The organism is Actinomadura spongiicola, assembly GCF_003432485.1.
In the GTDB taxonomy this organism is placed as follows: Bacteria; Actinomycetota; Actinomycetes; order Streptosporangiales; family Streptosporangiaceae; genus Spirillospora; species Spirillospora spongiicola.
Window position 1 is genome coordinate 140,552 of the sequence record NZ_QVNQ01000004.1, and the last position, 26,892, is coordinate 167,443.

Annotated in this window: 24 protein-coding genes and 1 tRNA gene; 18 read left to right on the plus strand and 7 right to left on the minus strand. The window is 70.1% G+C overall.

The window, feature by feature from the left end; translation table 11 throughout:
* Position 1 precedes the first annotated feature (1 nt).
* From D0T12_RS13395 to D0T12_RS13415, 4 genes are all read left to right on the plus strand, one after another.
* On the plus strand, positions 2 to 931 hold the full coding sequence (locus D0T12_RS13395) for an ABC transporter ATP-binding protein (RefSeq protein ID WP_117399892.1): 930 nt from the start codon (positions 2 to 4) through the stop codon (positions 929 to 931).
* Positions 928 to 1,650, plus strand: coding sequence for an ABC transporter ATP-binding protein (locus D0T12_RS13400; protein WP_117399893.1), 723 nt, complete (start codon positions 928 to 930; stop codon positions 1,648 to 1,650). The genes D0T12_RS13395 and D0T12_RS13400 overlap by 4 nt, the downstream gene beginning before the upstream one ends.
* An 859-nt stretch (positions 1,651 to 2,509) precedes the next feature.
* Positions 2,510 to 3,163, plus strand: a complete 654-nt coding sequence (locus tag D0T12_RS13410) for a DUF4360 domain-containing protein (RefSeq protein ID WP_117399895.1) — start codon at positions 2,510 to 2,512, stop codon at positions 3,161 to 3,163.
* 50 nt (positions 3,164 to 3,213) lie between these two features.
* Positions 3,214 to 3,852 carry a DUF4360 domain-containing protein gene (locus tag D0T12_RS13415; protein WP_117399896.1) on the plus strand — a complete coding sequence of 213 codons (639 nt, stop codon included), beginning with the start codon at positions 3,214 to 3,216 and terminating at the stop codon, positions 3,850 to 3,852.
* Between the two features lie 106 nt (positions 3,853 to 3,958).
* Here D0T12_RS13415 and D0T12_RS13420 read toward each other — a convergent pair whose 3' ends face one another.
* A complete protein-coding gene (locus tag D0T12_RS13420; RefSeq protein ID WP_117400417.1) occupies positions 3,959 to 4,756 on the minus strand; it encodes an SAM-dependent methyltransferase in 798 nt (265 codons plus the stop codon).
* Positions 4,757 to 4,981: 225 nt separating this feature from the next.
* On the opposite strand from D0T12_RS13420, the gene D0T12_RS13425 reads away from it, so the two are divergent.
* The 5 genes from D0T12_RS13425 (at position 4,982) to D0T12_RS13445 (ending at position 10,952) form a co-directional block, all read left to right on the plus strand.
* Positions 4,982 to 5,857, plus strand: coding sequence for a DUF6745 domain-containing protein (locus tag D0T12_RS13425; protein WP_117399897.1), 876 nt, complete (start codon positions 4,982 to 4,984; stop codon positions 5,855 to 5,857).
* Positions 5,858 to 6,604: 747 nt separating this feature from the next.
* Positions 6,605 to 9,463 (plus strand): ATP-binding protein, encoded by a 2,859-nt coding sequence (locus D0T12_RS13430; RefSeq protein WP_158581486.1) that lies wholly within the window; start codon positions 6,605 to 6,607, stop codon positions 9,461 to 9,463.
* 70 nt (positions 9,464 to 9,533) lie between these two features.
* Entirely contained in the window at positions 9,534 to 9,884 is a 351-nt protein-coding gene (locus D0T12_RS13435; protein ID WP_456318666.1) for an ArsR/SmtB family transcription factor, read from the plus strand.
* Positions 9,862 to 10,485 (plus strand): TIGR03086 family metal-binding protein, encoded by a 624-nt coding sequence (locus D0T12_RS13440; protein WP_233526039.1) that lies wholly within the window; start codon positions 9,862 to 9,864, stop codon positions 10,483 to 10,485. The genes D0T12_RS13435 and D0T12_RS13440 overlap by 23 nt, the downstream gene beginning before the upstream one ends.
* Positions 10,473 to 10,952 (plus strand): SRPBCC family protein, encoded by a 480-nt coding sequence (locus tag D0T12_RS13445; RefSeq protein ID WP_117399900.1) that lies wholly within the window; start codon positions 10,473 to 10,475, stop codon positions 10,950 to 10,952. The genes D0T12_RS13440 and D0T12_RS13445 overlap by 13 nt, the downstream gene beginning before the upstream one ends.
* A 157-nt stretch (positions 10,953 to 11,109) precedes the next feature.
* On the opposite strand, the gene D0T12_RS13450 is transcribed toward D0T12_RS13445, so the two are convergent.
* Both D0T12_RS13450 and D0T12_RS13455 read right to left on the minus strand, forming a co-directional pair.
* Positions 11,110 to 12,144: a M15 family metallopeptidase gene (locus D0T12_RS13450; protein ID WP_117399901.1), complete on the minus strand. Its 1,035-nt coding sequence runs from the start codon at positions 12,142 to 12,144 to the stop codon at positions 11,110 to 11,112.
* Positions 12,145 to 12,225: 81 nt separating this feature from the next.
* The gene (locus D0T12_RS13455; RefSeq protein WP_158581487.1) at positions 12,226 to 12,660 is read right to left on the minus strand and encodes a hypothetical protein; all 435 of its coding nucleotides are present in this window, start codon (positions 12,658 to 12,660) and stop codon (positions 12,226 to 12,228) included.
* 120 nt (positions 12,661 to 12,780) lie between these two features.
* On the opposite strand from D0T12_RS13455, the gene D0T12_RS13460 reads away from it, so the two are divergent.
* A tRNA-Arg gene (locus D0T12_RS13460) sits at positions 12,781 to 12,853 on the plus strand.
* A 94-nt stretch (positions 12,854 to 12,947) separates the two neighbouring features.
* Here D0T12_RS13460 and D0T12_RS13465 read toward each other — a convergent pair.
* The gene (locus D0T12_RS13465) at positions 12,948 to 13,289 is read right to left on the minus strand and encodes a hypothetical protein (RefSeq protein WP_147339496.1); all 342 of its coding nucleotides are present in this window, start codon (positions 13,287 to 13,289) and stop codon (positions 12,948 to 12,950) included.
* A gap of 414 nt (positions 13,290 to 13,703) precedes the next feature.
* Here D0T12_RS13465 and D0T12_RS13470 point away from each other — a divergent pair, with 414 nt between their 5' ends.
* Positions 13,704 to 15,497 (plus strand): ABC transporter ATP-binding protein, encoded by a 1,794-nt coding sequence (locus tag D0T12_RS13470; RefSeq protein ID WP_117399904.1) that lies wholly within the window; start codon positions 13,704 to 13,706, stop codon positions 15,495 to 15,497.
* A 47-nt stretch (positions 15,498 to 15,544) separates the two neighbouring features.
* Here the strand turns inward: D0T12_RS13470 and D0T12_RS13475 are convergent, their stop codons facing one another.
* Positions 15,545 to 16,816, minus strand: coding sequence for an MFS transporter (locus D0T12_RS13475; protein ID WP_117399905.1), 1,272 nt, complete (start codon positions 16,814 to 16,816; stop codon positions 15,545 to 15,547).
* A gap of 82 nt (positions 16,817 to 16,898) precedes the next feature.
* Positions 16,899 to 17,666 (minus strand): nucleoside phosphorylase, encoded by a 768-nt coding sequence (locus D0T12_RS13480; protein ID WP_158581488.1) that lies wholly within the window; start codon positions 17,664 to 17,666, stop codon positions 16,899 to 16,901.
* 64 nt (positions 17,667 to 17,730) lie between these two features.
* On the opposite strand from D0T12_RS13480, the gene D0T12_RS13485 reads away from it, so the two are divergent.
* From D0T12_RS13485 to D0T12_RS13515, 7 genes are read left to right on the plus strand one after another with little or no spacing between them, the layout of a single operon-like run.
* A complete protein-coding gene (locus tag D0T12_RS13485) occupies positions 17,731 to 18,540 on the plus strand; it encodes an FCD domain-containing protein (protein ID WP_117399907.1) in 810 nt (269 codons plus the stop codon).
* Positions 18,541 to 18,599: 59 nt separating this feature from the next.
* Positions 18,600 to 19,643: an ABC transporter substrate-binding protein gene (locus tag D0T12_RS13490; protein WP_117399908.1), complete on the plus strand. Its 1,044-nt coding sequence runs from the start codon at positions 18,600 to 18,602 to the stop codon at positions 19,641 to 19,643.
* Positions 19,644 to 19,651: 8 nt separating this feature from the next.
* On the plus strand, positions 19,652 to 20,482 hold the full coding sequence (locus tag D0T12_RS13495) for an ABC transporter ATP-binding protein (protein ID WP_117399909.1): 831 nt from the start codon (positions 19,652 to 19,654) through the stop codon (positions 20,480 to 20,482).
* On the plus strand, positions 20,479 to 22,074 hold the full coding sequence (locus tag D0T12_RS13500; RefSeq protein WP_117399910.1) for an ABC transporter permease: 1,596 nt from the start codon (positions 20,479 to 20,481) through the stop codon (positions 22,072 to 22,074). Before D0T12_RS13495 ends, D0T12_RS13500 begins: the two co-directional genes overlap by 4 nt.
* Before the next feature lie 34 nt (positions 22,075 to 22,108).
* Positions 22,109 to 23,311, plus strand: a complete 1,203-nt coding sequence (locus D0T12_RS13505; RefSeq protein WP_117399911.1) for an amidohydrolase — start codon at positions 22,109 to 22,111, stop codon at positions 23,309 to 23,311.
* Positions 23,308 to 24,102 (plus strand): purine-nucleoside phosphorylase, encoded by a 795-nt coding sequence (locus D0T12_RS13510; RefSeq protein ID WP_117399912.1) that lies wholly within the window; start codon positions 23,308 to 23,310, stop codon positions 24,100 to 24,102. The genes D0T12_RS13505 and D0T12_RS13510 overlap by 4 nt, the downstream gene beginning before the upstream one ends.
* Positions 24,099 to 25,751, plus strand: coding sequence for a phospho-sugar mutase (locus tag D0T12_RS13515; protein ID WP_117399913.1), 1,653 nt, complete (start codon positions 24,099 to 24,101; stop codon positions 25,749 to 25,751). The genes D0T12_RS13510 and D0T12_RS13515 overlap by 4 nt, the downstream gene beginning before the upstream one ends.
* 465 nt (positions 25,752 to 26,216) lie before the next feature.
* Here D0T12_RS13515 and D0T12_RS13520 read toward each other — a convergent pair whose 3' ends face one another.
* Positions 26,217 to 26,798, minus strand: a complete 582-nt coding sequence (locus D0T12_RS13520) for a TetR/AcrR family transcriptional regulator (protein ID WP_117399914.1) — start codon at positions 26,796 to 26,798, stop codon at positions 26,217 to 26,219.
* Positions 26,799 to 26,892 lie beyond the last annotated feature (94 nt).

A 26,892-nucleotide genomic window follows, 5' to 3' on the forward strand; every position in this document is an offset into this window, starting at 1 on the left:
AATGAACCGCACACCCGACCTGGCCGAACTCGAACGCCGCGCCGCCGAACGCGGCCCCGTGTACGGGGAGGGCGCGCACATCGTCTGCGACAACCTGGTCCGCATCTACAAGACCGACGGCATCGAGGTCGTCGCGCTCCAGGGACTGGACCTCCTCGTCGACCCGGGCGAGCTGGTCGCGATCGTCGGCGCGTCCGGCTCCGGCAAGTCCACGCTGCTGAACATCCTGTCCGGCCTGGACGTCCCGACCGCTGGCGTCGCCCGCGTCGCCGGATCCGACCTGCTCACGATGACGTCCAGGGAACGGCTCCGGTTCCGCCGCGAACAGGTCGGGTTCATCTGGCAGCAGACGTCCCGCAACCTGCTCCCGTACCTGACCGCCGCGCAGAACGTCGAGCTGCCCATGCGGTTCGCGGGACGGTCCCGCCGTGCCCGCGCCACCCGCGCCGCCGAGCTCCTCGGCATGCTCGGCGTCGGCGACTGCGCCGGACGCCGCCCGGCGGAGCTGTCCGGCGGGCAGCAGCAGCGCATCGCCATCGCCGTGGCCGTCGCCAACGAACCCCACGTGGTCCTCGCCGACGAACCCACCGGCGAACTCGACACCGCCACCGCCGCCGACGTCTTCGCGGCGCTCCGCCGCGTCAACGAGGAACTCGGCACCACCACCGTCGTCGTCACCCACGACGCGCAGGTGTCCGAGCGCGTCGACCGCACCGTCGGGATCCGCGACGGCCGGACCAGCAGCGAGGTCCGACGCCGCGCCGCGGGCGACGGCACCCGCACCGCCGAGGAGTACGCCGTCCTCGACCGCACCGGCCGCGTCCAGCTTCCGAGGGCGTTCACCGAGGCCCTCGACATGCGCGACCGCGTCCGCCTCGACCTGGAGTCCGACCACGTCGCCGTCCGGCCCGACCGCGAGGACGCCCCATGACGGAACCCACGACCGAATCCACGACCGATCCCACGGCCCGGCCCATGGTCGCCGTCGAGGCGCTGACCCGCACCTACCGCACCGGCAGGATCGAGGTCCCGGCCCTGCGCGGCGCGTCCTTCACCGTCGCCCCCGGTGAACTCGTCGCGATCAAGGGCCGGTCCGGGTCAGGAAAGACCACCCTGCTCAACCTGATCGGCGGCCTCGACTCCCCGGACGGCGGCACCGTCCGCGTCGACGGCCGCGACATCGGCGCCCTCGGCGAGAACGACCTGCTCGCCCTCCGCCGAGACCACATCGGGTTCGTCTTCCAGTCGCACGGCCTGATCCCCGTCCTGTCCGCCGCCGAGAACGTCGAGGTGCCGCTCCGCCTCGTCCGCACACCTCCCGCCGAGCGCGACGAACGCGTCCGCCTCCTCCTGGCCCTGGTCGGTCTCGCCGACCACGCCGCGCAGCGCCCCTACGAACTCTCCGGCGGGCAACGCCAGCGCGTGGCCATCGCCCGCGCCCTCGCCAACCGTCCCCGCCTCCTGCTCGCCGACGAACCCACCGGCCAGCTCGACTCGGAGACCGCGGCCGCGATCATGCCGCTGCTCCGCGCCGTCGTCTCCAGTGAGGGCGTCACCGTCCTTGTCGCCACCCACGACGAGGCCCTACTCGCCGAGGCCGACCGCGTCCTCAGCCTAGAAGACGGCTTGACGACGGAAGCCCCCGCCTGACCCTCATTCCACGGGTTTCGCCGTCCACCGACCGTGCTGATCCACGGACACCGCGTGCCCCCGGGCATATTGTGGCCCTCTTCCATTACGTCACCGAAGCTGATCTTGTCACTTACTGCCAGCATCAACGATTCCGAGTACTTCGGTCTTGTTTTGTTGCGGGCTTGCCCCAACAATAAGATTGATCATCGGCCAATTGATCGTCCAACGCTCCCGGAATGGCCGTTTCGGGCGTCGATCTCGATGTCGATAGACCACGGGGAGCGAAGGGTTTCAGTCGACTGAGCGTGCGGCGTACCGAGCCTTCCGCGCGGCCGACCTGACGGCCGCGGTGGCGACGTCGAACATTCGGAGCTCGGCGCCGACCGGGAGGTCTGGATCACCGCGTACGGCCTGACGTGCGACACCGCGACCTCGACCGCCGCCGCCCAGCGCCACCTGCCGGAAGTACGCCCCGGAGCGGAGCGGCTGCGGTCCGTTCATATTTCCGACCGACCTTTGTCCGCGTCCACAACATGGGAGGGCAGATCGAGCGTCCGTGCCGGGGGTCGCCTCCGTATCCAGCGGCCGGGGGCGTTTTCCATTACCGGACGTCTTCTTGGAACGGTCCTTGTGAAAAGGACGGTATTGACGTTCGATAATCGATGATCAAGTTTGATGATGCCGCGCCGCCGGACCATTGAACGCCAGGTCAAGAAAAGTTAAAAACCGGAGATTGACAGCCCCTGGGGCGAAAGTTACGCTCCATTCAGATCCTGGATCAACATCCATCGACGAGTACCGATTTAATCCGGATTGCAGGTACTCGCCTCTTCGGTCGCCGAAGAAGAAGCGTCAACTCCCAGCGAAGAGGAATCACATGCGTAAAGGGATCGCAATTTCCGCCGCGGCAGCCGCCGCCATGGCCCTGACCGCGGCGTCCGTCTCCCCCGCCGCGGCGTCCGGCGGCCGTCTGCTCGAACGTGGCCCCTCGGGCGTCACGATCGAGATCGCGACGGTCAACGGATCCGGCTGCCCCATCGGCACCGCCGCCGTTGCCCTGTCCCCGGACAAGGAAGCGTTCACCGTCACCTACAGCGACTACATGGCGCAGGCCGGTGCTCAGTCCAACCCGCGGGACATGCGGAAGAACTGCCAGATCAACATGAAGGTGCACGTCCCCCAGGGCTTCACCTACGCGATCGCGAAGGTGGACTACCGCGGCTACGCCTTCCTGGAAAAGGGCTCGAACGCCACCATGAAGGCGAGCTACTACTTCCAGGGCATGACCAAGGGCGGTTCGGTCGAAAGTGGCCTGAAGGGGCCCAAGGACGACAACTGGCAAGAGACCGACCTCGTGCCGATCGAGGAGCTCATCTGGAAGCCCTGTGGTGAGCTGCGCAACTTCAACATCAACACCGAGCTGCGTGTGACCGCGCCCACGGACAAGACGCAGACCAGCTTCATCACCATGGACTCGACGGACGGCAGCATCAAGACGGTCTACCACTTCAAGTGGAGGACCTGCCCGTAGTCCCCCTCCCCGTAGTCCCCGCGTAACCCCCTCCAAAGGAGAAAGAACAAATGCGCAAAGGAGTGACTGCTTCGGCAGCATGCGTCGCCGCTCTGACGATGGGCGCGGCTATGGCGCCGGCGGCGTCGGCGGACGCGACGGCGGCCCCCGACCGCATCACCATCGAGGTGCAGACGGTCAACGGCTCCGGATGCCCGAGGGGCACCACGGCCGTCGCCCCGTCGCCGGACCGCACCGCGTTCACCGTCACCTACAGTGACTACATGGCGCAGGCCGGCGGGGACTCCAACCCGACCGACATGCGGAAGAACTGCCAGCTCAACCTCAACATCCACATCCCGCAGGGATTCACGTACGCGATCGCCAGCGCCGACTACCGCGGCTACGCCTACCTCGGCAAGGGGGCGTCCGCCGTCGAGCGTGCGAACTACTACTTCCAGGGCATGTCCAGCACCACGCCCGTCACGCACAATCTGCGTGGTTCGTACGACGGCAACTGGCAGTTCACCGACCGCACGCCGGTCGCGGAACTGGTGTGGAAGCCCTGCGGTGAGGAACGCAACCTCAACATCAACACCGAGCTGCGCGTCTACGAGGGCAACGACAAGGACGAGACCAACTTCATCGCCTTCGACTCCGCCGACGGCGACGTGAAGACGATCTACCGGTTCCAGTGGAAGAAGTGCTGACCTGATCCACGTTCGGGCCGCGCCGTCACCCAGACGGCGCGGCCCGTCCGCGTCGCGCGGGACCGTGCCGCCGCCGGTCCACGGGCGGCGGCACGGCCACGACCGGTCAGAGCTTCTTGCCGACCCCCGCGGCGACCTTCAGGCTCGTCCGCGGGGCCGTCTCGTCGGGCCACCAGTCCTGGACGTCCACCACACCGGGATCCATCAGCTCGAAGCCGTCGAAGAACCGGACGATCTCCTCGCGGTGCCGGAAGCACATCGGGGACGGCGAGTTCGCCGAGATCTCTTCGAGCTTGGCCCGTGCGGCCGGGTCACTGTCATCGGCGCAGAACTGCGAGAGCATCATGTGGCTGCCCGGGGCCAACCGGTCCCGGTACTGCGCGATCAAGCCCGCCGGATCGTGGTCGTCGGAGATCAGATGGAACAGTCCGACGAACAGGAGCAGCATCGGACGATCGAAGTCGATCAGTTCGGTGACCTCCGGGTGGCCCATGAGCCCCTTCGGGTCGCGGGCGTCGGCCTGGATGGAGGCGATGCCCTCGCTGCCCGCCAGCAGCGCGGTGTTGTGCACCGTCACGAGCGGGTCGTAGTCGACATAGACCACGCGGGCGTCGGGATTGACGGCGCGGGCGGTCTCGTGCACGTTCGGCGCGGTCGGGATTCCGGTGCCGATGTCGAGGAACTGGTCGATGCCCTGCTCGGCGCACATCCGGGTGACCCGGAGCAGGAAGCGGCGCTGTGCCTTGCCCAGCACGGGCAGGTCCGGGGCGAGCGCGATGACCTGCGCGGCGGCCTCGCGATCGACCGCGTAATTGTCCTTGCCGCCCAGCACATAGTCATAGGCGCGGGCGTGGCTCATCTGTGTGGGATCCACGCCGGGGGGAACGAATTCCTGCTCGCTCATGATCGTGGTCACCCCGTGATTTCTGAGGAATGTCCGTTTCAACGTTTGTCGAGGGGATCAGCGTAGCCGGGCCCGTTGGAACGGTCGAACAAGATCACGCGATGTGCCGACCGGGCTACGGACGGCGGAGCCGCCTCGGCCCGCGAGCCGGTTGCGCGACCGACCGGTCGTGGGTCATCATCGACGCATGATCTTCAACAGAAAGGGCGGCGACGCCCACGCGCGGTGACCGCGCTCGCGCGGCGCGAGGACGCCGCCTTCCACCCGCACACCGATGTCCGATACCTGAGTTCGCGTGACCGGTGGCGGGAAGCAGCCGAGTTCCGCCGGGAATGGCTCGACCACGCGCTGTCCACCCGACCGGCCGACCGGCGCGCCACCGAGAGAAGTCTGACCGCGATCTACGCGAGGCTCTCCCGACCCCGACCCCGGCCACGGTTCGTCTGGGTCGACTCCCCGAAGCAGGCGATGCCGCTCGTCGGCGGTTGGCCCACCGTCCAGGATCTGTACGCCTGGCTCCGTGACCCTCGCCCGCCGGGGCCGCCGCCACTGGCGAGTGATCTGGCGATGGTCGCCCACCGGCTGCGCGGCTCGCTCGGCGCGGGCGTGGTCCACGCCGACCCCGAAGTGTCCCCGGTGCTGAAGGGCAGGCGCCGCGAGCCCTGGCCCGACCTGCCGCCGCCGGAGGCCCTGCGCGCCGGCGTTCCGCTGGGCGTCGTCCTGCACCGGGGAATCCACGACGCGATGCACCGCACGCTCGGCGCCGGGTTCCGTGGCCCGGTCCACCGCGCCCTGACCGGGGGCAGCCCCGGTCCGGTGTGCTGGTACGGGCAGCAGGACGCGGCGTGGATCGCCTACTACGACGTCCTGCACCGGCTCGGGCTGGCGCGCTACAGGCCGGACGATCTCGACCACCTCGGACACTGGGCCGCGCTGGCACGCTCGTGCGGATGGTGGTGGCCCGGCGACGAGGTGTGCGTCGTGGTCGAACGGCCCGAGTCCGTCCACGCCGAGGCGGTGCCCGGAACCCGGCACGACGAGGTCAGGCTCGGACGCGACGGCGTTCGCTACCGCGACGGCTGGCACCCTCGCCCGGGATGAACCTTGGTCGGCCGGGACGAGACCAGCGTCTCGTCCCGGCCGGCCCCCGACGGCCGCCCGCACAAGGCGGGAGCGGCCCGTGCCGTTCCCCAACGGCCTGGTGAACACGTGATCCACGTCTCCGGGGACGTGAGGAGTTCGCGTCCCCGGGGATGCGCCAATCCCCGGGGACGCGCCCGGCCGCGATGATCCGACCGGTGCATCGGGCAGCGACCGCGTCCTGGCGCGGCCGTCCATGATCTGACCGATGGCTCCCACGAATAGGGCAGCCGCCGCCCCGACGACAAGAGTCTGGACAGATCCAGACAAGACCGGACATGTCCGGACGCGGCGGGCCTCCGGTGAGCGGCCCGCCTAGCCGTCCGGGAAAAGGGCCTGAGCAGCGATTTCGTCGATACCCGTCAAACTGGTTGTTGCGACCTGGTCAACGCCTTACGATCGTGATTCCGACAGGGCGTCTGCGGCCAGAAAGAGCCCGGCGAGAAAAGAGCGATGACCTCCCCGAAAACGTGAGTGGGTCAGTCAGTGGACTTAGCCGATATGCCGTCCGCCGCGGGCGCGGAGGATGCCGCGGCGTACATCGAACGACTTGTCCGGCTACGCGTCTGGGCAGGTCGACCGTCGCTTCGGCGGCTGGCGGCGCTGTCGAGGAGCGCCGTCGCGCCCGGTGGGCATGTGGTCGACCAATTGCCGCGCAGCACCCTGTCGGAGGTACTGAATGGCAAGCGGCTTCCACAGTTGCCCAGGATGGAATTCGTCGAGGCTTTCGTCGCCGCCTGCCTGCGGGCGCGGAACGTCCGGCAGGACGTCATCGACGACGTGGTCGCGCGATGGCTCACGGAATGGTGGCGCCTTGAGACGTCGGCGGGGCCGGGGCCGACCTCTGACGGGCCACCCGTCGAAACGCGCGACGCCCCGACCGGCACCGAAGGCGGTCCGGAGAACGCGGGCCGCTCGCTGGTCGGCCGACGCGAGGCCCTACGCGGCTTCGCCGAGGTCCTCGACGCGCTGACCGTCACCCGGACGTACCAGTGCCTGGCGATCGTCGGCGACCCGGGCGTGGGCAAGACCCGGCTGCTGGACGAACTCGCCGCGATGGCCGCCCGCCGGCACGCGATGGTGCTACGGGGACGCGTCGGCGAGTTCGAGCAGGAGTTACCGCTGGCCGCGATGGTCGACGCGCTCGACGGCCGCCTCGAAGGGCGGCAGGCGTGGGTGCGCGACCGCCTCGGCGCGGCCTCTCTCCGTCTCCTCGCGACCCTGTTCCCGTCGCTGTCGGACGCCATCGAGGACGACGCGCTCACCGATGTCGATTTCGGGGCGTCCGTGCGGTACCGCCTGTACCGGGCGATTCGCCGGCTGCTGGAGGAACTGGCGCGGCCGTCGGGTCTCGCGCTGCTCCTGGACGACGTCCACTGGACCGACAACGATTCCGCCGAACTCCTCGCCCACCTGCTGCGCCGTCCACCGCGCGGCCCGGTGCTGATCGCGATCGCCTACCGTCCGGCCCAGGTGTCCCCGGCGCTCGCCCGCCTCGTCGGCGCGCAGCTCGGTCCCGACCGCGTGGTGACCGTGCGTCCGTTCACCCCGGCGGAGTCACGGGAGTTCCTCGGCTCGCGGGTCGGCGGTGACGACTTCCGGCGACTGCACGAGGCCAGCGGCGGCGTCCCCCTCTACCTGGAGGCCCTCGCCCGCATGGGTGTGACCGAGCCCGTCCCGGCCCACGGCGAGACGGCGCCGGAGCCGCCCGGCGTTCCGCCCGCCGCGACGACCGCGCTGGAACGGGAACTGGACGGCGTCTCACCGGACGCGTCGCTCGTCGCGCGGGCGGCCGCGATCGTCTCAGACGAGTTCGACGTGCCCCTGGTGGCCGTCGCGGCCGGCATGGACGAGCGCGCCGTCGTCGCCGCTCTGGACGAGATGGCGGCACGTGACATCGTCCGTCCCGTGGGCGCCGGGGGCCGGTTCCGGTTTCGTCACCCGCTCGTCCGCAGCGTCGTCCATCACCGCGCGGCCCCCGCCTGGCGGCTGTCGGCGCATGCCCGGATCGCCGCCCATCTGGAACGGGTCGGCGCGCCCGTCACGGTCCGCGCCCACCATGTCGCGCACTCGGGCCGGTTCGGCGACGAGGCGGCCGTCGCGACGCTGACCGAGGCGAGCGCCGTCATCGCCGCGAACGCGCCCGCGAGCGCCGCGCACCTGCTGACCAGGGCACTGGAGTTGACGGGCCCCCGGGACGACGCCACCGGCCGCCGCCCGGACCTGCTGCTGCGGCTGGCCGAACTCCAGATGTCGGCGGGCCACCTCGCCGAGGGCGGAGACGCCGCCCGCCGAGTCCTGGAGTCGCTGCCGGACGACGACCACGTTCGGCGCACCCGGGCCCTGTTCGTCCTCACCATGATCGAACGCCTGCTCGGCAGGCCGCAGGAGAGCCGGCGGCTGCTGCTCGACGGCCTTCGCCACGGCACGGACCGGCAGGCGGACGCGAACGTCCGGCTCCGGCTCCGGCTCGTGGCGGACGACCTGTACCGCGGCGAGCCCGAGGCGGCGGAGACGATCCTGCGCACCCTGCCGGAGGACGCCCCGTCCTGGGACACGGCCCTCCGGCTGGAGGTCGCGGCGATACGCCCGATGGCCGCGTTCGCCGCCCGCCGCGTCGCCGACGCGGCACGCCACATCGCCGCCGCCGAACGCGTCCTCGCCGCCGCGTGCGCCGACCATCCGCCCGAGCGCCTGCCGCTGAAGTCCCTCAGCTGGCTCGTCTGGACGGAACTGTTCATGGGCCGCTTCGGCGGCGCGCTGCGGCACCTGGACCAGTCCCTCACGATGGCCCGCGCCACCGGCCAGACCCTGGCTCACACCGTGATGCTCACCGCGATGACCCGCGCGTACGCGATGCTCGGCCGCCTGCCCGAGGGAGCGGCCGTCGCCGAGGAGGCGACGCGGCAGGCCGACGCCGCCGAGTCCCGCCAGTTACGGGTCATCGCGCTGGCGCAGCGGTGCCTGGTCGCCGCGTCCGCCGGAGACGACCGGACGGCGCTGCGCCTGGCGGACCAGGCGGTGGCGGACGCCGAGGACGGCGGGGAATGGTGGGCGGTCCAGGCGTACTTCGCCCGCGCGACGGCGCTGATCCACGCGGGCCTGCTGGAACCGGGAGTCGACGCCGTCACGCGGGTCCACGGCGGTGACGAGCTCCCGCTGGACCAGACGAGCCTGCTGTCCTGCTGCGAACTGGCCGCGCACGCCGAGGCGGAACGCGGCCGGTGGGCGGCCTCCCGGCGGTGGGCGAGACGCGCGGCCCGGTTCGCCCACCCTGAGCTTCGGACCAATGCCGGCTTCGTTCACCTCGCCTGCGCGCACGCCCTGCGGGGCACGGCCCCGGTCGCGTCCGCCCTGCGCGCCCGGACCGCCGCGGAGATCTTCACCGGTACCGGTCAGCGCGTCGAGATCGGCCGCGCCCGGCTGCGCGCGGCGGCCGGGCACCTCGACGCGGGCGAGCGGGCCCGAGCGCGCGAGGAACTGGCGCACGCCGCCGAGATCTTCGCGGTGTGCGGCGCGCGGAGCCTGCACGCCGAAGCGCTGCGCCGCCTCATGACCCTCGGCTGAGCCGAACCCCGCTTATTTGACCACATGGTTATAGAACCAGTAGGTTACGAACTCTCCGAAATGGGGAGGAGTGGTCATGAACGGACTGGACGCCACGTTCGCGGCGTTGGCCGATCCTACGCGCCGAGCCATCCTGGCCCGGTTGCGCGGCGGTGAGGCGACCGTGTCGGAGCTCGCCGCGCCGTTCGCGATGAGCCAGCCCGCCGTCTCCAAGCATCTGAAGGTCCTGGAGCGGGCGGGGCTGATCTCCCGTGGCCGTGACGCGCAGCGCCGTCCGTGCCGCCTCGAACCCGGTCCGCTCAGGGAGGCCGTCGACTGGTTGGCGACCTACCGCGCCTTCTGGGAAGACCGCTACCAGAACCTCGACGCCCTGCTTGAGGAACTCAAAGGAATCAGCGATGAACGAGACGGCGATGAGTGAGAACGCGATGAACGAGAAAGCGGAGTCGTACCGGCGCCGGGCCGACGCCTTCGACGCGAAGGTCGCCGCCGTCCGCCCGGACCAGTGGGCCGACCCGTCCCCGTGCGAGAAGTGGACCGCGCGGGACGTCGTCCGGCACATCGTCGACATGCACGAGGTGATGCTGCGCCCGTTGGGACGCGCGCTCAGCGCCGCGCCGTCCGTCGACGCCGACCCGCTCGCCGCGTTCCGCGCCGCCCGCGCCGACATCGAGGCCGTCCTCGACGACCCGGCACTCGCCGGACAGGAGAGCGACACGCCGTCCGGTCGGCTGTCCACGCTGGACCACATCGACCAGGTCGTCAGCCGGGACCTGCCGTTGCACGGCTGGGACCTTGCCAGGGCCACCGGCCAGGACGACACGATCGACCCGGTCGACGTCGCGGCCTTCTGGTCCGACATGCAGGGCATCCCCGACGAAGTGATGGAGCGGCTCCGGACGCCGGGCGCGTTCGGTCCGGGCGTCGAGGTCTTCGGCGCGCGGGTCGAGGTGGACGAGGACGCGCCGACGCAGGACCGTCTCCTCGGCTTCATCGGCAGGGACCCCCGATGGCGCCCGTGACGGTCGCGACCCCCTCCGACCGGGCGATCGTCATGACCCGGACCTTCGCCGCGCCCCGCGCGCTCGTCTTCGCCGCCTGGACGAAGCCCGACCTGGTGAGCCGCTGGTACGGGGCGCGCGGCTGGGACATCGTGTCGGCGGCGATCGACCTGCGCGTCGGCGGTTCCTGGCGTTTCGTCTGGCGGGGGCCGGAAGGGGAGAGCATGGCGGCCGGTGGCGTCTACCGCGAGATCACACCGCCCGAACGGCTCGTCTACACGGAGTCCTTCGACGAGGCCTGGTACTCGGGCGAGGCCGTCGTGACCCACGACTTCACCGAGCGGGACGGCACGACCATTCTCGACACGACCTTCCTGTTCGACTCTCGTGAGACTCGTGACCGCGTCATCGAGTCCCCCATGGATCGTGGGGTCGCCGAAGGCTACGACCGCCTCGACGACGTCCTTCGCGAACTGAAGGGAACCTGAGTTTCGAGGACGGGGAGGGCCACCTGCGCGCGGAGCCCGCCGTCCGGGTCGGCGCCGGCGGTCACGGTGCCGCCGTGCGCGCGGACGATGGCGGCAACGATGGACAGGCCCGGCGCCCTCACCTGAACCCGGCGGCACGAGCCCCTGACCCCTACGCCTACTCCTCGGTCCCGAACTCCCAGTGCCACGGCTCGAACGGGCTGCTGTACGCCCACGCCGGATGAATCCAGCCGTACTTCTCGGCGTGCGCCTCCATCCAGTTGAACTGGACGGAACCCGAGTTCTGAATCCCACCGCACAGGTCGACGGCCTGCCCCTTGCCGTGGTTGCTCGTCCCGGGAACGGCGGCGAACCCCGGCCGCTGCGCGTAGATCCGGTGCTGGTCCGAAAGGTTCCGGTACGCGTCGGTGACGCAGATGTCACGGCCGAACCGGCGCTTGTACGCCTCGTTCAACTTGTAGAAACCCTGCGCCGCGTCCGCCCGCAGCTTGTGCCCCTTCTGCGGCAACGCGCACAGATACTTCGCGGGAATCAGCCCGTTCGGATACTTCTTGGCGTCCCCCGACAACCCCTCGTCGCACCCGAGCTGAAACCGCTTCAGCCGACTCGTCGCGAGTTTGTCGAGCATCGCGTTGAGCCGCTCGGTCAGCTCCTCCGACTTGTTCTTCAACCCGTCCACCTCCTGCTGGAGACGGGTCTGCTCGACCGCGTTGCGCGACTGCAGATCCTGCGCCGTCGTCGCGAGCCGCTTACGCCGTTCCTGAAGCTCGTCCGCCCGGTCGACGAGCGCCTGCTGCGACGTGGCGAGCAACGTCACGTCCGCGGTCGTCCGCAACGTCTGACCGGGATCGCCCCCACCGAAGATCGCCATCGACCCGGCGGCGCCCCGCTGCTGGTAGGAGGTGTTCGCCAGCCGGGCGATCGGCTCCCGGATCCGGTTCAGCTCGGCCTCGGCCTCCGCGAGATCCCTGAGGGTGTCCCGCAGCTTGATCTGCGAGGCGGCCAAATCCTTCTTCCGGTCCTCCATGCGCTTCGTGGCCTGCTCCAGTTGGGAGCGTGCCTTGGACGCCTCACGGCGCAGCGCCTCCAGGTTGTCGACCCGGCCCTCGGCCGCCGCGGCGGCGCCCTGCGGTGAGATCAGCGTCATCACCAGGAAGACCGCGGTCAGCGCCGCCGACCGGGGATTCGGCACGGTGGTATTCCTCCTGATGCCCAAATGCGAACAGCGGCAGAACGCTACTACAGGTTCTACGGTGACCTGTCCGTAACCGGTTCAGCGACCACCGTGACCATACTGTCGCACGCACCACCGCGCGTGCCGCCACCGGACTTCCACCCATCCCGGCGGGCACGCCCGCCGCGTCCGCGTCACGGACGGCGACGGCTTCGCCCTCTTCCGCGTCGGAGTCACCCTCGGGGCGGGCACCCGCCTGGGCGCCTTCGTCACCACCTGCGGCCCCGGCTCGGGCGGCACGTACTCCCCGAACGTCGGCGCCTCCTCCGGCGTCACGGCGGGCGTCACCTTCTGCCCCACCGTCTCCGGCCGCTTCCGCGGCGGGTCGTCCCGCAGCCCGAACGCGACCACCGACGCCAGCACGACGGGCACCACGAACGCAACGACGATCACGCCGATCCGTCTCGTGGACGAACTTTCGTCCACCTGGCCATCAGGCCGTTCCTTCGGCTGCCCACGATGCCGACCCGTCACGGCACCGAAGCGTACCGACACCGCCCCCGCCCGGCCTAGAGGCATAAGGAGAAGCGCTCAGCACTCCCCATCCCCTACGCTGGTGATGCGTCCGCTACGCTCATACCGCAGCGACGACATGCCTCCGTAGCTCAGGGGATAGAGCACCGCTCTCCTAAAGCGGGTGCCGCAGGTTCGAATCCTGCCGGAGGCGCCCTCCTTACACCAAGCCCCCGACCAGCACGATCCACCGATCACCCGTGCATCGAGCTAACGATCTCGCAACGCGTGGGGATCACGTTGTGGTCTCACCAGTTCGTCACGCTGATCGTGCGAGAGAACTCGTGAATGGTCGCACCCTCCAAGTCGAGCAACCTGGCCTCCATGGCCGCCTGCCCCACCGTCCACCGCTCGTCCTTGAAGCGGAAGGTCAGCAGCTCTTGCCTGTGCAGCTCGACACAGCTCAGGGCGCGGCTCTCGGAAATGTCGATGCCGTTGACCGGCTGCTTCACCGTCACCACGATTTTCATGTCGATGAGGGCGCGGCACATGACGGTCATATCGAAGCCCATGCGCTTCCGGCCGTTCTCCACCTTGATGTATCCCCTGCCCAGGAGGACATCGACGATGAAAGCGGGGGGTTCGTTCACGGCGTCCCCTGCGGGTTTCATCTGAGGCCCTTGCGTCGAAGTGACGCGGCCGGCGGCACCGGGGGACGCCTCGGCGACGGCCGCGGGCGCTAGGACCAAGCCGGTGGCTAAAGCCGCGGACACAATCCTTCTCGGGCGCATGACGACTTCCTTTCCTCGAAGACGATCATCGATACGATCGTCAGCGCGGATCGCGCAGCTGACAAGATCGTGACCGGAACCGGCCCATCCCCGCCGGTGAGGGGATTCACGCGATTCAGCGTGCAGGGGCGTCTGACATAAGGCGGCGGACGCGGCACCGCCGGTGGCAGCGAGGGTGGCAGGTCGCCATTCGGTAAACGTCGGGGAGGACGGCACATCACCGGCTACGCGTGCCACCAATTACGAACGAGACGTGCGAGGAGGCGGATTTCTGTGTTCACGAGCCTGCGGACGGTACGCAAGACCGACGATTCAGATTTCGAGGATGACCACAAGGTGGGGCACGATGACGGGCCGGACGTGCCGTTGCGGGTCGGATTACGTGACCTGGTCGGAGTTACGCGTGGGCACCGGAGGGCCATTGCCGTCGCCCTTGTGCTCTCGCTGATGGCGTCCGGCATGGGGCTGGCGCAGCCGCTGTTGGCGACCCGAACGATCCAGCAGTTCTCCGACGGCCGCCCGTATGTCATGTTCGCGGTGCTGCTGGGCGTGGTGTTCGTCGTCGAAGCCGTCGTCTCCGGCGTCGCGGCGTACTCGCTCGAACGCACCAGTGAGGGGCTGGTGCTGGGGGTGCGGCTGCGCGTCGTCGACAAGCTGCTGCGGCTTCCCATGCGGCGTTACGAGACACAGCGGCTCGGTGACCTGCTGTCGCGCACCACCGCCGACACCACGATGCTGCGTGACTCGCTCGCCTACGACCTGTCCGAGGTCGTCGTCGGCGCGTTCGTCCTGGCCGGCGGTGTCGCCATGATGCTGTGGTTGGACGCCGGACTGTTCCTGATCGTGCTGGGCATCGTCGGCGGGATCGGCGGGCTGACGTTGCTGTTGCTGGCCGGAATCCGCAAGGCCGTCGAGGACGCCCAGGACAGCCTGGGCGGGGTGTCGGCCGAGCTGGAACGGGCGTTGTCGGCCATTCGGACCGTCCGAGTGATGCGCGCCGAGGTCCGCGAGAAAGAGCGGATCGGCCGACTCGCGCGGAGTGCCTACGAGCAGAATCTCCAGGCCGCCAAACGCGACGCCCTCATCAATCCGATGATGACGTTGGCAATGCACGGATCGATGATGGCCGTTCTGGTCGTCGGTGGTATCCGTGTCGCCAACGGGGACGCGTCGCTGGCGAACCTCGTCGGCTTCCTGCTGTACATCACTTACATCGCCGAGCCGATTGCCAACATGTTCGACGTGGTGGCGACGTTGCAGCGGGGTCTGGCGGCATTGCAGCGTATCGAGGACGTCACGCGCCTGCCGTCCGAAACCGACCGAGCCTCCACCGCCACCGTATCGGCGGAGCCCGCGAATCCTTCTTCGGGAGTGGAGTTCCGGGACGTGACATTCAGTTACGACAAAGGGCGGCCAGTCCTGCGTGGCGTGTCGTTCTCGGTCCCGCGCAATGCTCACGTTGCCCTGGTGGGCCCGTCGGGTGCCGGAAAGACGACGTTGTTCGCGTTGCTCGCCAGGTTCTACGAAATTGATGGCGGGCACATCTTCGTCGAAGGCAGGGATGTCACCGAATTGAGCCTTGACGAATGCCGCTCCAGGCTGGGGCTGGTCGAACAGGCCGCTCCAGTGATGCACGGCACGCTCCGGGACAACATCGTCTACGCCAAGCCGAACGCCACCGACGCCGAAGTTGAGCGGGTGGTGAGAATGGCGAGCCTCGGCGACCTCGTGCGCCGGCTGCCGAAGGGGCTGGACACCCCGGTCGGTGAACACGGCGACATGCTGTCGGGTGGGGAGCGGCAGCGTGTCGCGATCGCCCGCGCGCTGTTGCCGGAGCCGCGTCTGCTGTTGCTGGACGAGCCGACGTCGCAACTGGACACCGCGAACGAGGAAGCCCTCGCGCGGACGATCGCCCAGATCTCCCGTGAGTGCACGCTGCTGGTGATCGCCCATCGCCCGTCGACGATTCGCGCCGCTGACATCGTCGTTTTCCTCGATGGGGGCCGCGTCGTCGCGACGGGGACGCCCGAGGAGGTCGGCGCGGCCCACGGCCTCTGGTTCGATTGACCGCCGCGTAAGTGGCCAAGGAGCCCGCCGTGGGCGCCTGCGGGTGATCATCTTCGGGCTGGTTCCGTTGCGAAGCGCGGTCGGCCGGCGCAGTACGACAGGGCCGACTGGACGACGCAGATCGCCACCAGGAGCAGGATCGGCGTGGACCAGGAACCTGTGACGTCTCGGAGGACGCCGACGGTGAACGGGCCGAGCGCGGCGAGGAGGTAGCCGACGCTCTGCGCCATCGCCGACAGGGTGGCCGTGTCCGCGGCGGATCGGGTTCGCATGCTGAACAGCGCCAATGTCAGCGGGAACACGCCGCCGCCGATGCCGACGAGCACCGCCCAGAGCCAGGGGAGCGTCCCGGGGGAGAGCAGGAGGCCGACGAGGCCGACGATCTGGACGACGGTCATCCCCGCGCCGAGGGCTCCCTGCCGCCGCAGCCGTGCCGCCAGAACCGGGACGACGAAGTACACCGGGACGCCGACGAGGAGCGCGACGGCCAGCAGCGTGCCCGCCTCGTCCGGCGCGAAGCCCGCGTCGGTGTAGATGGTCGGCAGCCAGGCCATGACGACGAACGCGAGCACGGACTGGGTGCCGAACAGCAGGGTGACCGCCCAGGCGACCGGGCTGCGGAGCATGGCCGTCACCGGCGCGCGGGATTCGGCCGGGGCGGCGGTCCGTCGCGTCCGCGGCAGCCAGAGCGCCAGGGTCGCGGCGGCGAGGACGGCCCACGACGCGAGGCCGCCCCGCCAGCCGCCGAGGGTGGCGCCGAGCGGCACGGTCGCGGCGGCGCCGATCGCCGCGCCGGCCGACATGGCGGCGCTGTAGGCGCCGGTGACCTCGCCGACCCGGCCCGGGAACTCGATCTTGACGATCGCCGGGATCAGCACGTTCCCCACCGCGATGCCGGCGCAGGCGACGAAGGTGCCGGCGAGCAGGGCGGCCTCGCCGCCGGCGACCCGGACCAGCAACCCGGCCAGCAGCAGCGCGAGGGCGAGGCCGAGTCCCGCGTTCGCCCCGACGCGCCGGACGAGCCCGGGCGTCGCGAGCGCCACGGCGCCGAAGCACACGACCGGCAGCGTCGCCGCGGTCGACGCGGCGAGCGTGGACATCGCGAGGTCGGCGCGCGCCTGGTCCAGGACGGCGCCGAGGCTCGTCACCGCGACACGAAGGTTCACGGCGACGAGGACGACGGCGACCAGCACCATCAGCGGACGCCCGAGCGCGCCGCGCGGTCGTGCCGCCCCGGTGGCGTGGCCGTCCGTGCCCGACGGGTCGTACGGGTCGGACGGGCCCCCGTCCGCCTCCAGGTGAGGGTGGTTCGTGGTCACGTCGCGCCCCGTCCGTCGAGGTCGCTCGGCGCCGTCCGCGTCGGCGCGGCGCGGGGGCCGCTGACGGATGCGTCGTTGGGCCTCATCGCGCCCCGACGGCGGGCCGCGTGTTCGCCCCGATGAGCGTGCGCACCGCGTCGACGGCGGTGGCGAACAGGGGGTCGCCGGACGGTGCCGTGCCGTCGTCGATGGCGTCCTGACTCCACATCAGCACGACGGCGCCCGTGCGCACCTTCAGCACGGAGCCGACGATGAACACGGCGGCGGTCTCCATCTCGGAGCAGACGGCTCCGCCGCGGCGCCAGGCCTCGAAACGCTCGGTCAGCGTCGCCGCCAGCGGCATCCGCTCCGGTTCGGTCTCGCCGTAGTACGAGTCCTTGGTGTGCGCGGGTCCGCACCTGTACGGCACGCCCGCGCGGTCCGCGGCGTCCCGCAGGGCGAGCACCACGTCGATGTCCGCGATCGCCGGGAACTCGACCGGCAGGTACTGCCTGGTGGTGCCCTCGTCGCGGATCGCCGCGGTGAGGACGGCCAACTCGCCGTTGACGATGTCCGGTCGCATCGATCCCGACACCCCGACCCGGATCATCGTGTCGACGCCGAGCGCGGCCAGCTCCTCCACGGCCAGGGCCGTGGACGGGCCGCCGACGCCGGTGGAGGTGACGATGACCGTCTCGCCGTCCAGCGTGCCGCGCCAGGTCTCGAACTCGCGGTTGCGGACGACGAACTCCGGGTCGTCGAGGAGCGCCGCGATCGAGGCCACCTGGTCGGGGTTGCCGGGCAGGAGAGCGTACCGGCCCACGTCGTCGGCGCGAAGGTGCAGGTGGTGGGCCGATGTCTGGTTGTTCATCCGGATCCCTTTCATCCGTCAGTTGCGGGCATACAGTGTCACATCCCATCTACGTTCGTCACTATTGACATATCTGGACAAGGCGCCCTACGGTTCCGGCAACACCCCCCGAGACGAGGAGGAGACCGTGCGGCACACGCCGGCGATGGAGTCCGCGCTTCTGGCGTTCATGAGCGTCCAGGAGGGCCCCGTGGGCGCGCGGGCCGCCACCCGGCACCTGCGCGAGTGCGGCTTCGACCTCAGCGAGTCGACCGTGAGCCGGTTGCTCAACGACCTCGACGAGCGAGCCCTCACCCAGTCGCTGGGACGGAAGGGCCGGATCCTCACCGAGGAGGGGAGCCGTGTCGCGGCCAACCAGCAGCTCGACAGCCGCCGCGCGTCGTCCTTCGCCGAGGCCCTCGCGCTGCGGGACGTCCACGACCTGATCGACCATCTGGTCGGCCGGCGGGGCATCGAACGGGAGGCCGCGCGGGCCGCCGCGCTCCGGGCGCGCCCGGAGGAGCTCACCCGCCTCCGGGCGATGGTCGAGACGACCGGTGAGGCGCGCTGGCGGGAGCGGCTCGCCTTTCACAAGCTGGTCGGCCAGGCCTCGCACAACAAGCAGATCCAGGCGATCAGCACCACCCTCTTCGACGAGCGCCTCGACATGCTCGAACGACTGCTCATCATGATCGGAATCAAGCAGGATGCACTGCTGCGGTGGGACCAGGAGCACCGCGACATCGTCGCGAGCATCTCGGACCGGGACGCGGACGGCGCCGAGCGGCTCATGGTCGTGCATCTCGACGGAATGATCCGAGAGACGGAGCACTTCGCCAACAGCGGAAACGCTCACGTCATCCACACGCTGCTCGCGGAGAACGACCTCGCGTAGAGCGCTCATCCCCTTTCCTCACGGCGATCACGACGAACGAACTCTTTCGGGAGCACGAAATGACTCACTTCTGCACCCCGCCCGGCATGGGCCGCCGGTCCTTCCTGCGGGTCGCCGGCCGGAGCTCGGCCGTGGTGGCGGCCGGCGCCACCGTCCCGTGGCTGACCGCGTGCGGCACGAACGCCGCCGGAGGCGACGGCGGCGCGAAGGGCCGGTTCGCGGTGAAGCTCGCCTGGATTCCGAACGCCGAGTACGCGGGCATCTTCGTCGCGGACGAGGACGGCCTCTACAAGAAACGCGGCCTGAACGTCGACGTCCTTCCCGGCGGACCGAACTCCGCGGTCGTCCCCATGGTCACGACGAACCGCGTCGACCTCGGCGTCGAGGCGATCCCGGAGAACGTCGCCACCGCCGTCGCCCGCGGCGCCAAGCTGAAGATCGTCGGCGCGGGGCTGCTGAAGAGCCCCGAGTCCTGGATCTCGCTCGCCGACCGTCCGGTCAGGAACCCCAAGGAGATCGAGGGGAAGAAGCTCGGCATCACCCTCGCCGGAAAGAACACCGCCCTGGTGTTCATGAAGCGCAACGGCGTCGACGTCGGCAAGGTGCGACTGGTTCCGATCCAGTTCGATCCCGCGCCCCTCGCCGCCCGCGAGGTGGACGCGATCTGGGGATTCGCGTCGAACCAGCCCGTGTCGCTGGCGCTGCGCGGTGTCCAGACCCACGTGATGCCGCTGGCCGACTTCGGGTTCAACCGGATGCAGAGCGTCTTCTTCGCGTCCCAGAAGACGCTCGACGATCCCGCCGCCCGCGAGCGGGCCCGCACGTTCATGACGGCCAGCAGGCTGGGCTGGGAGGCGGCGCTGCGCGACCAGCGGCACGCCGCCGACGTGATCGTCAAGGGGTACGGCGCCAAGCTCGGCCTGAAACTCGACGAGCAGGCCAGGTCGCTCGCCGCCATCGCGCCGTACGTCAGCGGCGGCGCCGGGTCCGCGCGGCTGTTCTGGATGTCGGACGCGCTCATCAAGGAAACGATCACGAGCCTGACCAGCATCGGCATCAAGCTCGACGAATCGCTGTTCACCAACGAGCTGCTCGAGGGATGAGGCGCGCCATGCCGGAGGAGAGAACACTGCCGGGCGCCGGGGCACCCGCCGTCCACGCGACGCCCGCCGAGGGGATCCGCGCCAACGGCCTGCGGAAGACGTTCCCCGGCAAGGGAACGTCGGTCGAAGCGCTGCGCGACTTCACCTTCGAATCCCGGCGCGGCGAGTTCGTCGGACTGCTCGGCCCGTCCGGGTGCGGCAAGTCGACGGTCCTGCGGATGCTGGCCGACCTGGAGACGCCCACCGCCGGCACGGTCACCGTCCACGGCCGCACGCCGCGCGAACTGCGTGAAGGACACGACGTCGGTGTCGCGTTCCAGGACGCCGGCCTGCTGCCCTGGCGGAGCGTGGAGGCCAACCTGCGCCTCCCGTTGGAGGTCGCCGGTCGCCGCGACCGCGACGCCGTCGCGGACCTGATCCGGCTCGTCGGGCTCGACGGGTTCGAGAAGGCCCGGCCGTCGCAACTGTCCGGAGGCATGCGCCAGCGCGTCTCCCTGGCCCGGTCCCTGGTCACCGATCCCGAACTGCTGCTCCTGGACGAGCCGTTCGGCGCACTGGACGACCTGACCCGGCAGCGGCTCAACTTCGAGTTGCAGCGGATCTGGTCCGAGCGTGGCACGACCACGGTCCTGGTCACCCATGGAATCGCCGAGGCCGTGCTGCTCTCGGACACCGTGGTCCTCATGTCACCGCGTCCTGGAACGATCCACGACATCGTCCGCGTCGACCTGCCCAGGCCCCGCACACCCGAGATCCTCCAGGACGGCGCCTTCCACGCGCTCTGCGACGAACTCTCGGAGAAGCTGTTCACCGGCCGCGAGAACGGGGCCGCGCCATGAACGCCGTCGCGCGCCTGCGACGCGTCGCCCCGCCGCTCCTGACGGTGGCGGCCCTGCTCGCCGCATGGCAGGTGATGTCGCTCGGCGGGTTCGGGTCGCTGGTTCCGCCGCCCGCCGACGTGCTCGCGCAGATGCGCGACGACGCCGACTACTACGTGCCGAACGCGACCGTCACCATGTCGTCGGCGCTGCGGGGCTACCTGTGGGGCAACGGCGTGGCGATCGCCCTCGCCCTGTGCACGCTGCCGTTTCCCCGCGTCCAGGCACTGTTCGAACGGATCGCGGTCGGGGCGATCGCGCTGCCGCTCATCGCCGTCGCCCCGCTGCTCGCCATCGCCTTCCGCGGCGACCTGCCGAGCGTCATCCTCGCCGCGCAGGCCGTCGTCTTCACCACCCTGGTCGCCGCCGTCCTCGGCCTGGGCGGCGTGGACCGCACCTCGGTCGACGTGGTGCGCGCCGCCGGCGGCTCGGAGTGGACGGTCATCCGCAAGGTGCGGCTGCCCGCCGCGATCCCGAGCCTCGTCGGCGGCCTCCAGATCGCGGCGCCCGCCGCCATCCTCGGCGCGATCATCGGGGAGTACATGGGCGGCTCCGAGGGCCTGGGAGTCGCGATGATCCAGGCCCAGGGCGCCTTCGACGTCCCCCGCGCCTGGGGCCTGGCGATCGTGACCTCGCTCCTCGCCGCCGTCGCGTTCCTGGCGCTGCCGCTGCTCGTCCGGCTGCTCCTGCCGTGGACCCGGGTGACGGACACCGTCCTCGGCGCCCGGGCCACCCGCCCCGGACGGCGCACCACGCGCCCGGGAACCCGTGCGCTGCGCACCGCCATCGCCGCGGTCGGGACGCTTGCCGGCGTGGTGCTCGGCTGGTGGCTGCTCGTGCTGATCGTGCCGGGCGGCGCCGAGGTGGCGCGGGGCCCGCGGGAGGTCGTGCCGTACTTCGCCACCGGCGACACCCAACTCGTCACCGCGTCCGGCGAGGCGGAGGCGCCGCTGCCCTACCTGCTGTCGTCCCTGCTGCGCACCATCGCCGACGCCGGTGTGGGGTTCCTGGTCGGACTGGTCCTCGCGGTGGCGATGGCCGTGGTCGCACACGAGTTCCCGGTGATCGAGCGGGTGCTGATGCCCATCTCGATCGCCCTCCGCTCCATCCCGATCGTCGCCGCGATGCCGCTCCTCGCGCTCATGTTCGGGCGGGGGATCGTCGCCGTGACGATCCTGATCGCGGTGATGACGTTCTTCCCGATCCTCGTCAACGTGCTGCTCGCGATGAGAGCCGTCCCGCGCAGCGCCGTGGACCTCCTCACCGCGGTCGGCGCCCGGCGCAGGCACCACCTGACGAAACTGCTCATCCCGTACGCGCTGCCGGCCCTGCTGGCCTCGGTCAAGATCGCGCTACCGCTGTCCATCGGCGCGGCCATGGTCGCGGAATGGCTCGCCACCGGCCACGGCCTCGGCGCCTCGATGACCGTCGCCGCGACCCTCTCGGACTACGACTTCGTCTGGGGCGGCGTCGCCGTCGTCCTCCTGGCCTCACTCATGGCCTACCGCCTGGCCGGCGCGCTGGAGGACACCGCGCTCAGCCGCCTCGAGTGATCGAGGAAAGACCACACACACGAGAAAGCGGATCATGCCAAGAATCATCCTGTCCAACGTCCGCCCCCATGGCGCGGACGACCCACAGGTCATCACCATCGTCGATGGAACGATCCATTCCGTCGGGACGGCGATCCCGGCCGATCTCGGCCCCGACGACCACGTCGAGGACCTCGCCGGACAGATCGTCCTGCCCGGCTTCGTCGACGGCCACGCCCACGCCGACAAGAGCCTGTGGGGTGAGCCGTGGGTGCGGCGGACGTCAGAGCCGATCACGATGAACCAGATGTTCGAGGACCAGCTCCAACAGTGGTCGGAGACCACGACCCCGGTCGCCACCCGGGCACGCCGCTTCCTCGACAGGTGCGTCGCCTACGGCTCGACGACCATCCGTACCTTCACCGACGTGGCCCCCGAGATCGGCCTCGACGGCGTGCACGGCCTTCTCCAGGTGCGCGAGGAGATGGCCGACCTCGCGGACCTGCAGATCGTGGCGTTCCCCCAGCTCGGCATCCTGCGAAGGCCGGGCACCGCCGAACTGCTCGAACAGGCGCTACGGGCCGGAGCCGACATGGTCGGAGGACTGGACCCCGCCGGAGTCGACGGCGACGCGGAACGCCAACTCGACATCGTCTTCGGCCTCGCCGAGAAGTACCAGGTCCCGGTCGACTTCCACGCCCACGAGTCCGGCGAACTCGGCATCTGGCTCATCGAGCGGATCGCCGAGCGGGTCAAGGCGCTCGGCATGCAGGGCAAGGTCAGCCTGTGCGACGTGTTCAGCCTGGCCGACCCGACCCCGGCGCAGTTCACGCGCCTGGCGTCGGTGCTCGCCGAGGCCGACATCGCCGTCGCCGTCGGCGTCCACGGCCTCCTGCCGGTCCCCGACGTCAAGGCCTTGCACGCGATGGGCGTACGAATGTGCCTCGGCTCCGACTCCGCCCGCAGCCGCTGGTCGCCGTGGGGCGAAGGCGACATCCTCACCCGAGCGATGTTCCTCGCCTACAAACGCTACTGGCGCAGGGACGACGACCTGGAGTTCGCGCTGACCCTCGGCACCACCCTGGGCCGCCAGGTCGTCAACGCCCAACCCTGCGACCTCAAGGTCGGGGACGTCGCCGACCTGGTGGTCCTCCCTGGCGAAGCCCTCGGCGAACTCGTCGTGGCACCGCCGCAACGGACCCTCGTCATGAAGCGCGGAAAGATCGTCGCCCGCTCCGGCGCCCTGGTGCGCCCATGAACGCTCTCACGGTGGCGGCCGAGGCCGCGGACGAGTTGCGGTCCCGGTCGTCCTTGGACTGTTTCGATGTGGTGTTGGTGATGGGTTCGGGGTGGGTTCCGGCGGCGGACGCGTTGGGTGAGCCCGCCGCGGAGTTCCCGGTCACCGACCTCCCGGGTTTCGCGCCCCCTGCCGTCGAAGGCCATGCGGGACGTGTCCGGGTGGTGGAGGTGGCCGGGCGTCGGGTGTTGGTGTTCCTGGGGCGTACGCACCTGTACGAGGGGCGTGGTGTGGAGGCGGTGGTGCACCCTGTTCGGACGGCGTTGGCCGCCGGGGCGGGGGTGGTGGTGTTGACCAATGCGGCGGGCGGGTTGCGGCCCGAGCATCAGCGGGTCGGTGACCCGGTCCTGATCGCCGACCACCTCAACCTGTCGGGTGCGACCCCGTTGACCGGTGCGAGGTTCCTTGATTTGACCGAGGCGTACTCGACGCGGTTGCGGGGGTTGGCCAGGGAGGCGGACCCGGGGCTGGTGGAGGGGGTGTATGCGGGGTTGCGGGGGCCGTCGTATGAGACGCCCGCCGAGGTGCGGATGTTGCGGACGTCGGGCGCGGACCTGGTCGGTATGTCCACCGTGTTGGAGACGATCGAGGCCCGGCGCGGCGGCGCGGAGGTGTTGGGGATCTCTTTGGTCACCAATATCGCGGCCGGGTTGGCGGCCGAGCCTCTCGACCATGAGGAGGTTCTGGCCGCGGGCCGCGAGTCGGCGGGCCGGATGGGTTCGCTGCTCGCCGCGCTGATGGCGAAGCTGTGAGCGACCTGCGCGCGGCCGCGTTGGAGTGGCTGGCCCAAGATCCCGACCCCGACACCCGCGCCGAGCTTCGCGCGATCCTGGACAACGACGACCGGGAGGGGTTGTCGGCGCGGTTCGGGGGCCGGTTGGAGTTCGGGACGGCGGGGTTGCGGGGCGAGTTGGGTGCGGGCCCGAACCGGATGAACCGGGTGACGGTGATGCGCGCCGCCGCAGGCCTGGCGAAATGTCTGCCGCGCGGTGGGCGGGTGGTGGTGGGGTTCGACGCCCGGCACGGCTCCCAACGGTTCGCGCACGACACCGCCGCCGTCCTGGCCGGAGCGGGACTACGCCCCCAGGTGTTCACCCACCCGATTCCCACGCCAGTGTTGGCGCACTTCACGCGGGTGTTCGACGATGTGGTGGCGGGGGTGATGGTGACCGCCAGCCACAACCCGCCCCGCGACAACGGCTACAAGGTGTACTGGTCCGACGGCGCACAGATCATCCCACCCACCGATGCGGAGATCTCCGCCGCGATCGACACCATCGACCGCGTGGACACCCTCCCCCTCGGCAGTGGCTGGCCGACCCTCGACACCACCGACCTTTACCTGGACGCGGTCGCCTCCCTCGACCTCGGTCCACCCGACCCGGACCTGTCGATCGTCTACACGCCCCTGCACGGAGTCGGACGCGACACCCTGATCTCGGTGTTCGAACGCGCCGGGTTCGGTGCTCCGATCGTCGTGCCCGAGCAGGCCGATCCGGATCCGGACTTCCCGACCGTGGCGTTCCCCAACCCCGAAGAACCCGGCGCGTTGGATTTGGCTCTTGGGTTGGCCGAGGCTCGGGGGGCGGATCTGGTGATCGCCAACGATCCCGACGCCGACCGCTGCGCCGTCGCCGTCCCCCACGCCGGGGGTTGGCGGGTGTTGACCGGGGACGAGGTCGGCGGGCTGCTGGCCGAACACATCCTGGACCACACCACCGGTTCTGACCGGTTGGTGGCCACCACCATCGTGTCCTCCTCGCTGCTGCGCTCGATCGCCGCCGCGCACGGCGTCCGCCACACCGAAACCCTCACCGGCTTCAAATGGATCATGAAAGCCGCCCGGCCTTCTGACCGCCTGGTCTTCGGCTACGAAGAAGCCCTGGGTTACAGCGTCGGCGACGACCGCGGCGTGCTGGTCAACGACAAAGACGGCATCACCGCCGCACTCACGGTCGCCACGCTGGCCGCCCACGCCCGCCGCAACGGCCACACCCTGCTCGACCTCCTCGACGACCAAGCCCACAAATACGGCCTGCACACCACCACACAACTGTCCATCCGAGCCACCGACCCGGCTCAGATCACCACCACCATGTCCCGGCTACGCACCAAACCGCCGACCCGACTCGGCGGACGCACGGTCGAGGAGTTCGACGACCTGGCCGACGGCATCAACGGCCTGCCCCCGACCGACGGGCTACGGTTCCGCCTGTCCAGACGGGCACGCGTCATCATCCGACCGTCCGGAACCGAACCCAAACTCAAGTGCTACCTGGAGACCATCACACCCGTCCACGACGACGTCACCACCACCCGCGCACACGCCGCCACCGACCTGAACGCCCTGCGCACCGACGTCGCCGCGATGCTCAGCGGAGCGCCTCCACGATCGGGATGACGATCACCGACACCAGCGGCACGACCAGTGACGCCACCGCCGGTACCGACCACGTGACCACCCCGCAGGCGGGATGACGACCACCGCCACCAAGCGGTCATTTGTGTTGGCCAGGACACCGGTTGGTGACCGCCTCGCATCGTTTGCCAGGCGCGGGCGGCCCTAACGGAGATGTACGTGTGTTCGCGCTGGCCGGTGCGGAGGCGTCCGGACCTCGGGCCCTGGCCGGCGTGCGACCAGCGACAACACCGAACCGGACACCCCGCGCACCGACCCGATCGAAGTCCTCACCGGAACATTCGGCCGGGACGGCTGGCGTCAACGAAGGCAAGACAACGGCGACGACTCCGTCCCGATCCGGACCATCGTCGGCGTCGGGAGTTGCCCGGGACCGCGTCCCCGCCGTGACCGGCCACCTCGCCTGCTGATGCCCCTGAACCCTGGGGCAGAGCGCGGGCTGTGTCTTCAGACGCGGCGCAGGCCCGCGATGACGAGTTCGACCAAGTGGCGTGCGTCGTAGCGGGGGTCGGTGTTCGCGCCGATGCAGAGGTTGCCGATGCCGCGCATCAGTTCGTAGGCGTCCATGCCGGGGCGGATCTCGCCCGCATCGGCTGCCGCGTCGAGCAGTTGGGCGCAGACGGGGACGAGCCGGTCGAGAAAGTAGGCGTGCAGAGTCTCGAAGGCGGCATTGTCGGACCGTAGTGCCTCGGCGAGGCCATGCTTGGTGACCAGGAAGTCGACGAAGAGGTCGATCCACCCCGCCAGAGCCGCGTGCGGGGTCGGGCTGCTCGCCAGGAGGGTCGGACCCGCCTCCGCGCATGCCTCGACCTGGTGGCGGTACACGGCGACGATGAGGTCGGCTCGCGTCGGGAAATGCCGGTAGATGGTGCCGACGCCGACCCCGGCCTCGGCGGCGATCTCGCGCACGGGCACATCGACGCCTGCGCGGGCGAAGGTCACGGCGGCCGCATCGAGCAGAGCCTCCTTGTTGCGCCGGGCGTCGGCCCGCTGCCGCGGGGCCTGTGACTCCTTGGCGGTGTCGGCCATGGTCCCACCTCTCTCACCCGAGGGTTGATAAACGGAACACGGTTCCGTATTCTGTTTCCGGAACGCGGTTCCGCTTGTTCAGGATGTCAGAACG

What these genes read in the sequence shown, in the direction of transcription:
- D0T12_RS13445 (WP_117399900.1), top strand. Translation starts at nt 10,473, where the DNA reads ATGGCGCCCGTGACGGTCGCGACCCCCTCCGACCGGGCGATCGTCATG.
- D0T12_RS13495 (WP_117399909.1), top strand. Translation starts at nt 19,652, where the DNA reads ATGCCGGAGGAGAGAACACTGCCGGGCGCCGGGGCACCCGCCGTCCAC.
- D0T12_RS13430 (WP_158581486.1), top strand. Translation starts at nt 6,605, where the DNA reads ATGGAATTCGTCGAGGCTTTCGTCGCCGCCTGCCTGCGGGCGCGGAAC.
- D0T12_RS13480 (WP_158581488.1), bottom strand. Translation starts at nt 17,666, where the DNA reads ATGAACAACCAGACATCGGCCCACCACCTGCACCTTCGCGCCGACGAC.
- D0T12_RS13440 (WP_233526039.1), top strand. Translation starts at nt 9,862, where the DNA reads ATGAACGAGACGGCGATGAGTGAGAACGCGATGAACGAGAAAGCGGAG.
- D0T12_RS13420 (WP_117400417.1), bottom strand. Translation starts at nt 4,756, where the DNA reads ATGAGCGAGCAGGAATTCGTTCCCCCCGGCGTGGATCCCACACAGATG.
- D0T12_RS13400 (WP_117399893.1), top strand. Translation starts at nt 928, where the DNA reads ATGACGGAACCCACGACCGAATCCACGACCGATCCCACGGCCCGGCCC.
- D0T12_RS13410 (WP_117399895.1), top strand. Translation starts at nt 2,510, where the DNA reads ATGCGTAAAGGGATCGCAATTTCCGCCGCGGCAGCCGCCGCCATGGCC.
- D0T12_RS13505 (WP_117399911.1), top strand. Translation starts at nt 22,109, where the DNA reads ATGCCAAGAATCATCCTGTCCAACGTCCGCCCCCATGGCGCGGACGAC.
- D0T12_RS13415 (WP_117399896.1), top strand. Translation starts at nt 3,214, where the DNA reads ATGCGCAAAGGAGTGACTGCTTCGGCAGCATGCGTCGCCGCTCTGACG.
- D0T12_RS13520 (WP_117399914.1), bottom strand. Translation starts at nt 26,798, where the DNA reads ATGGCCGACACCGCCAAGGAGTCACAGGCCCCGCGGCAGCGGGCCGAC.
- D0T12_RS13510 (WP_117399912.1), top strand. Translation starts at nt 23,308, where the DNA reads ATGAACGCTCTCACGGTGGCGGCCGAGGCCGCGGACGAGTTGCGGTCC.
- D0T12_RS13395 (WP_117399892.1), top strand. Translation starts at nt 2, where the DNA reads ATGAACCGCACACCCGACCTGGCCGAACTCGAACGCCGCGCCGCCGAA.
- D0T12_RS13500 (WP_117399910.1), top strand. Translation starts at nt 20,479, where the DNA reads ATGAACGCCGTCGCGCGCCTGCGACGCGTCGCCCCGCCGCTCCTGACG.
- D0T12_RS13490 (WP_117399908.1), top strand. Translation starts at nt 18,600, where the DNA reads ATGACTCACTTCTGCACCCCGCCCGGCATGGGCCGCCGGTCCTTCCTG.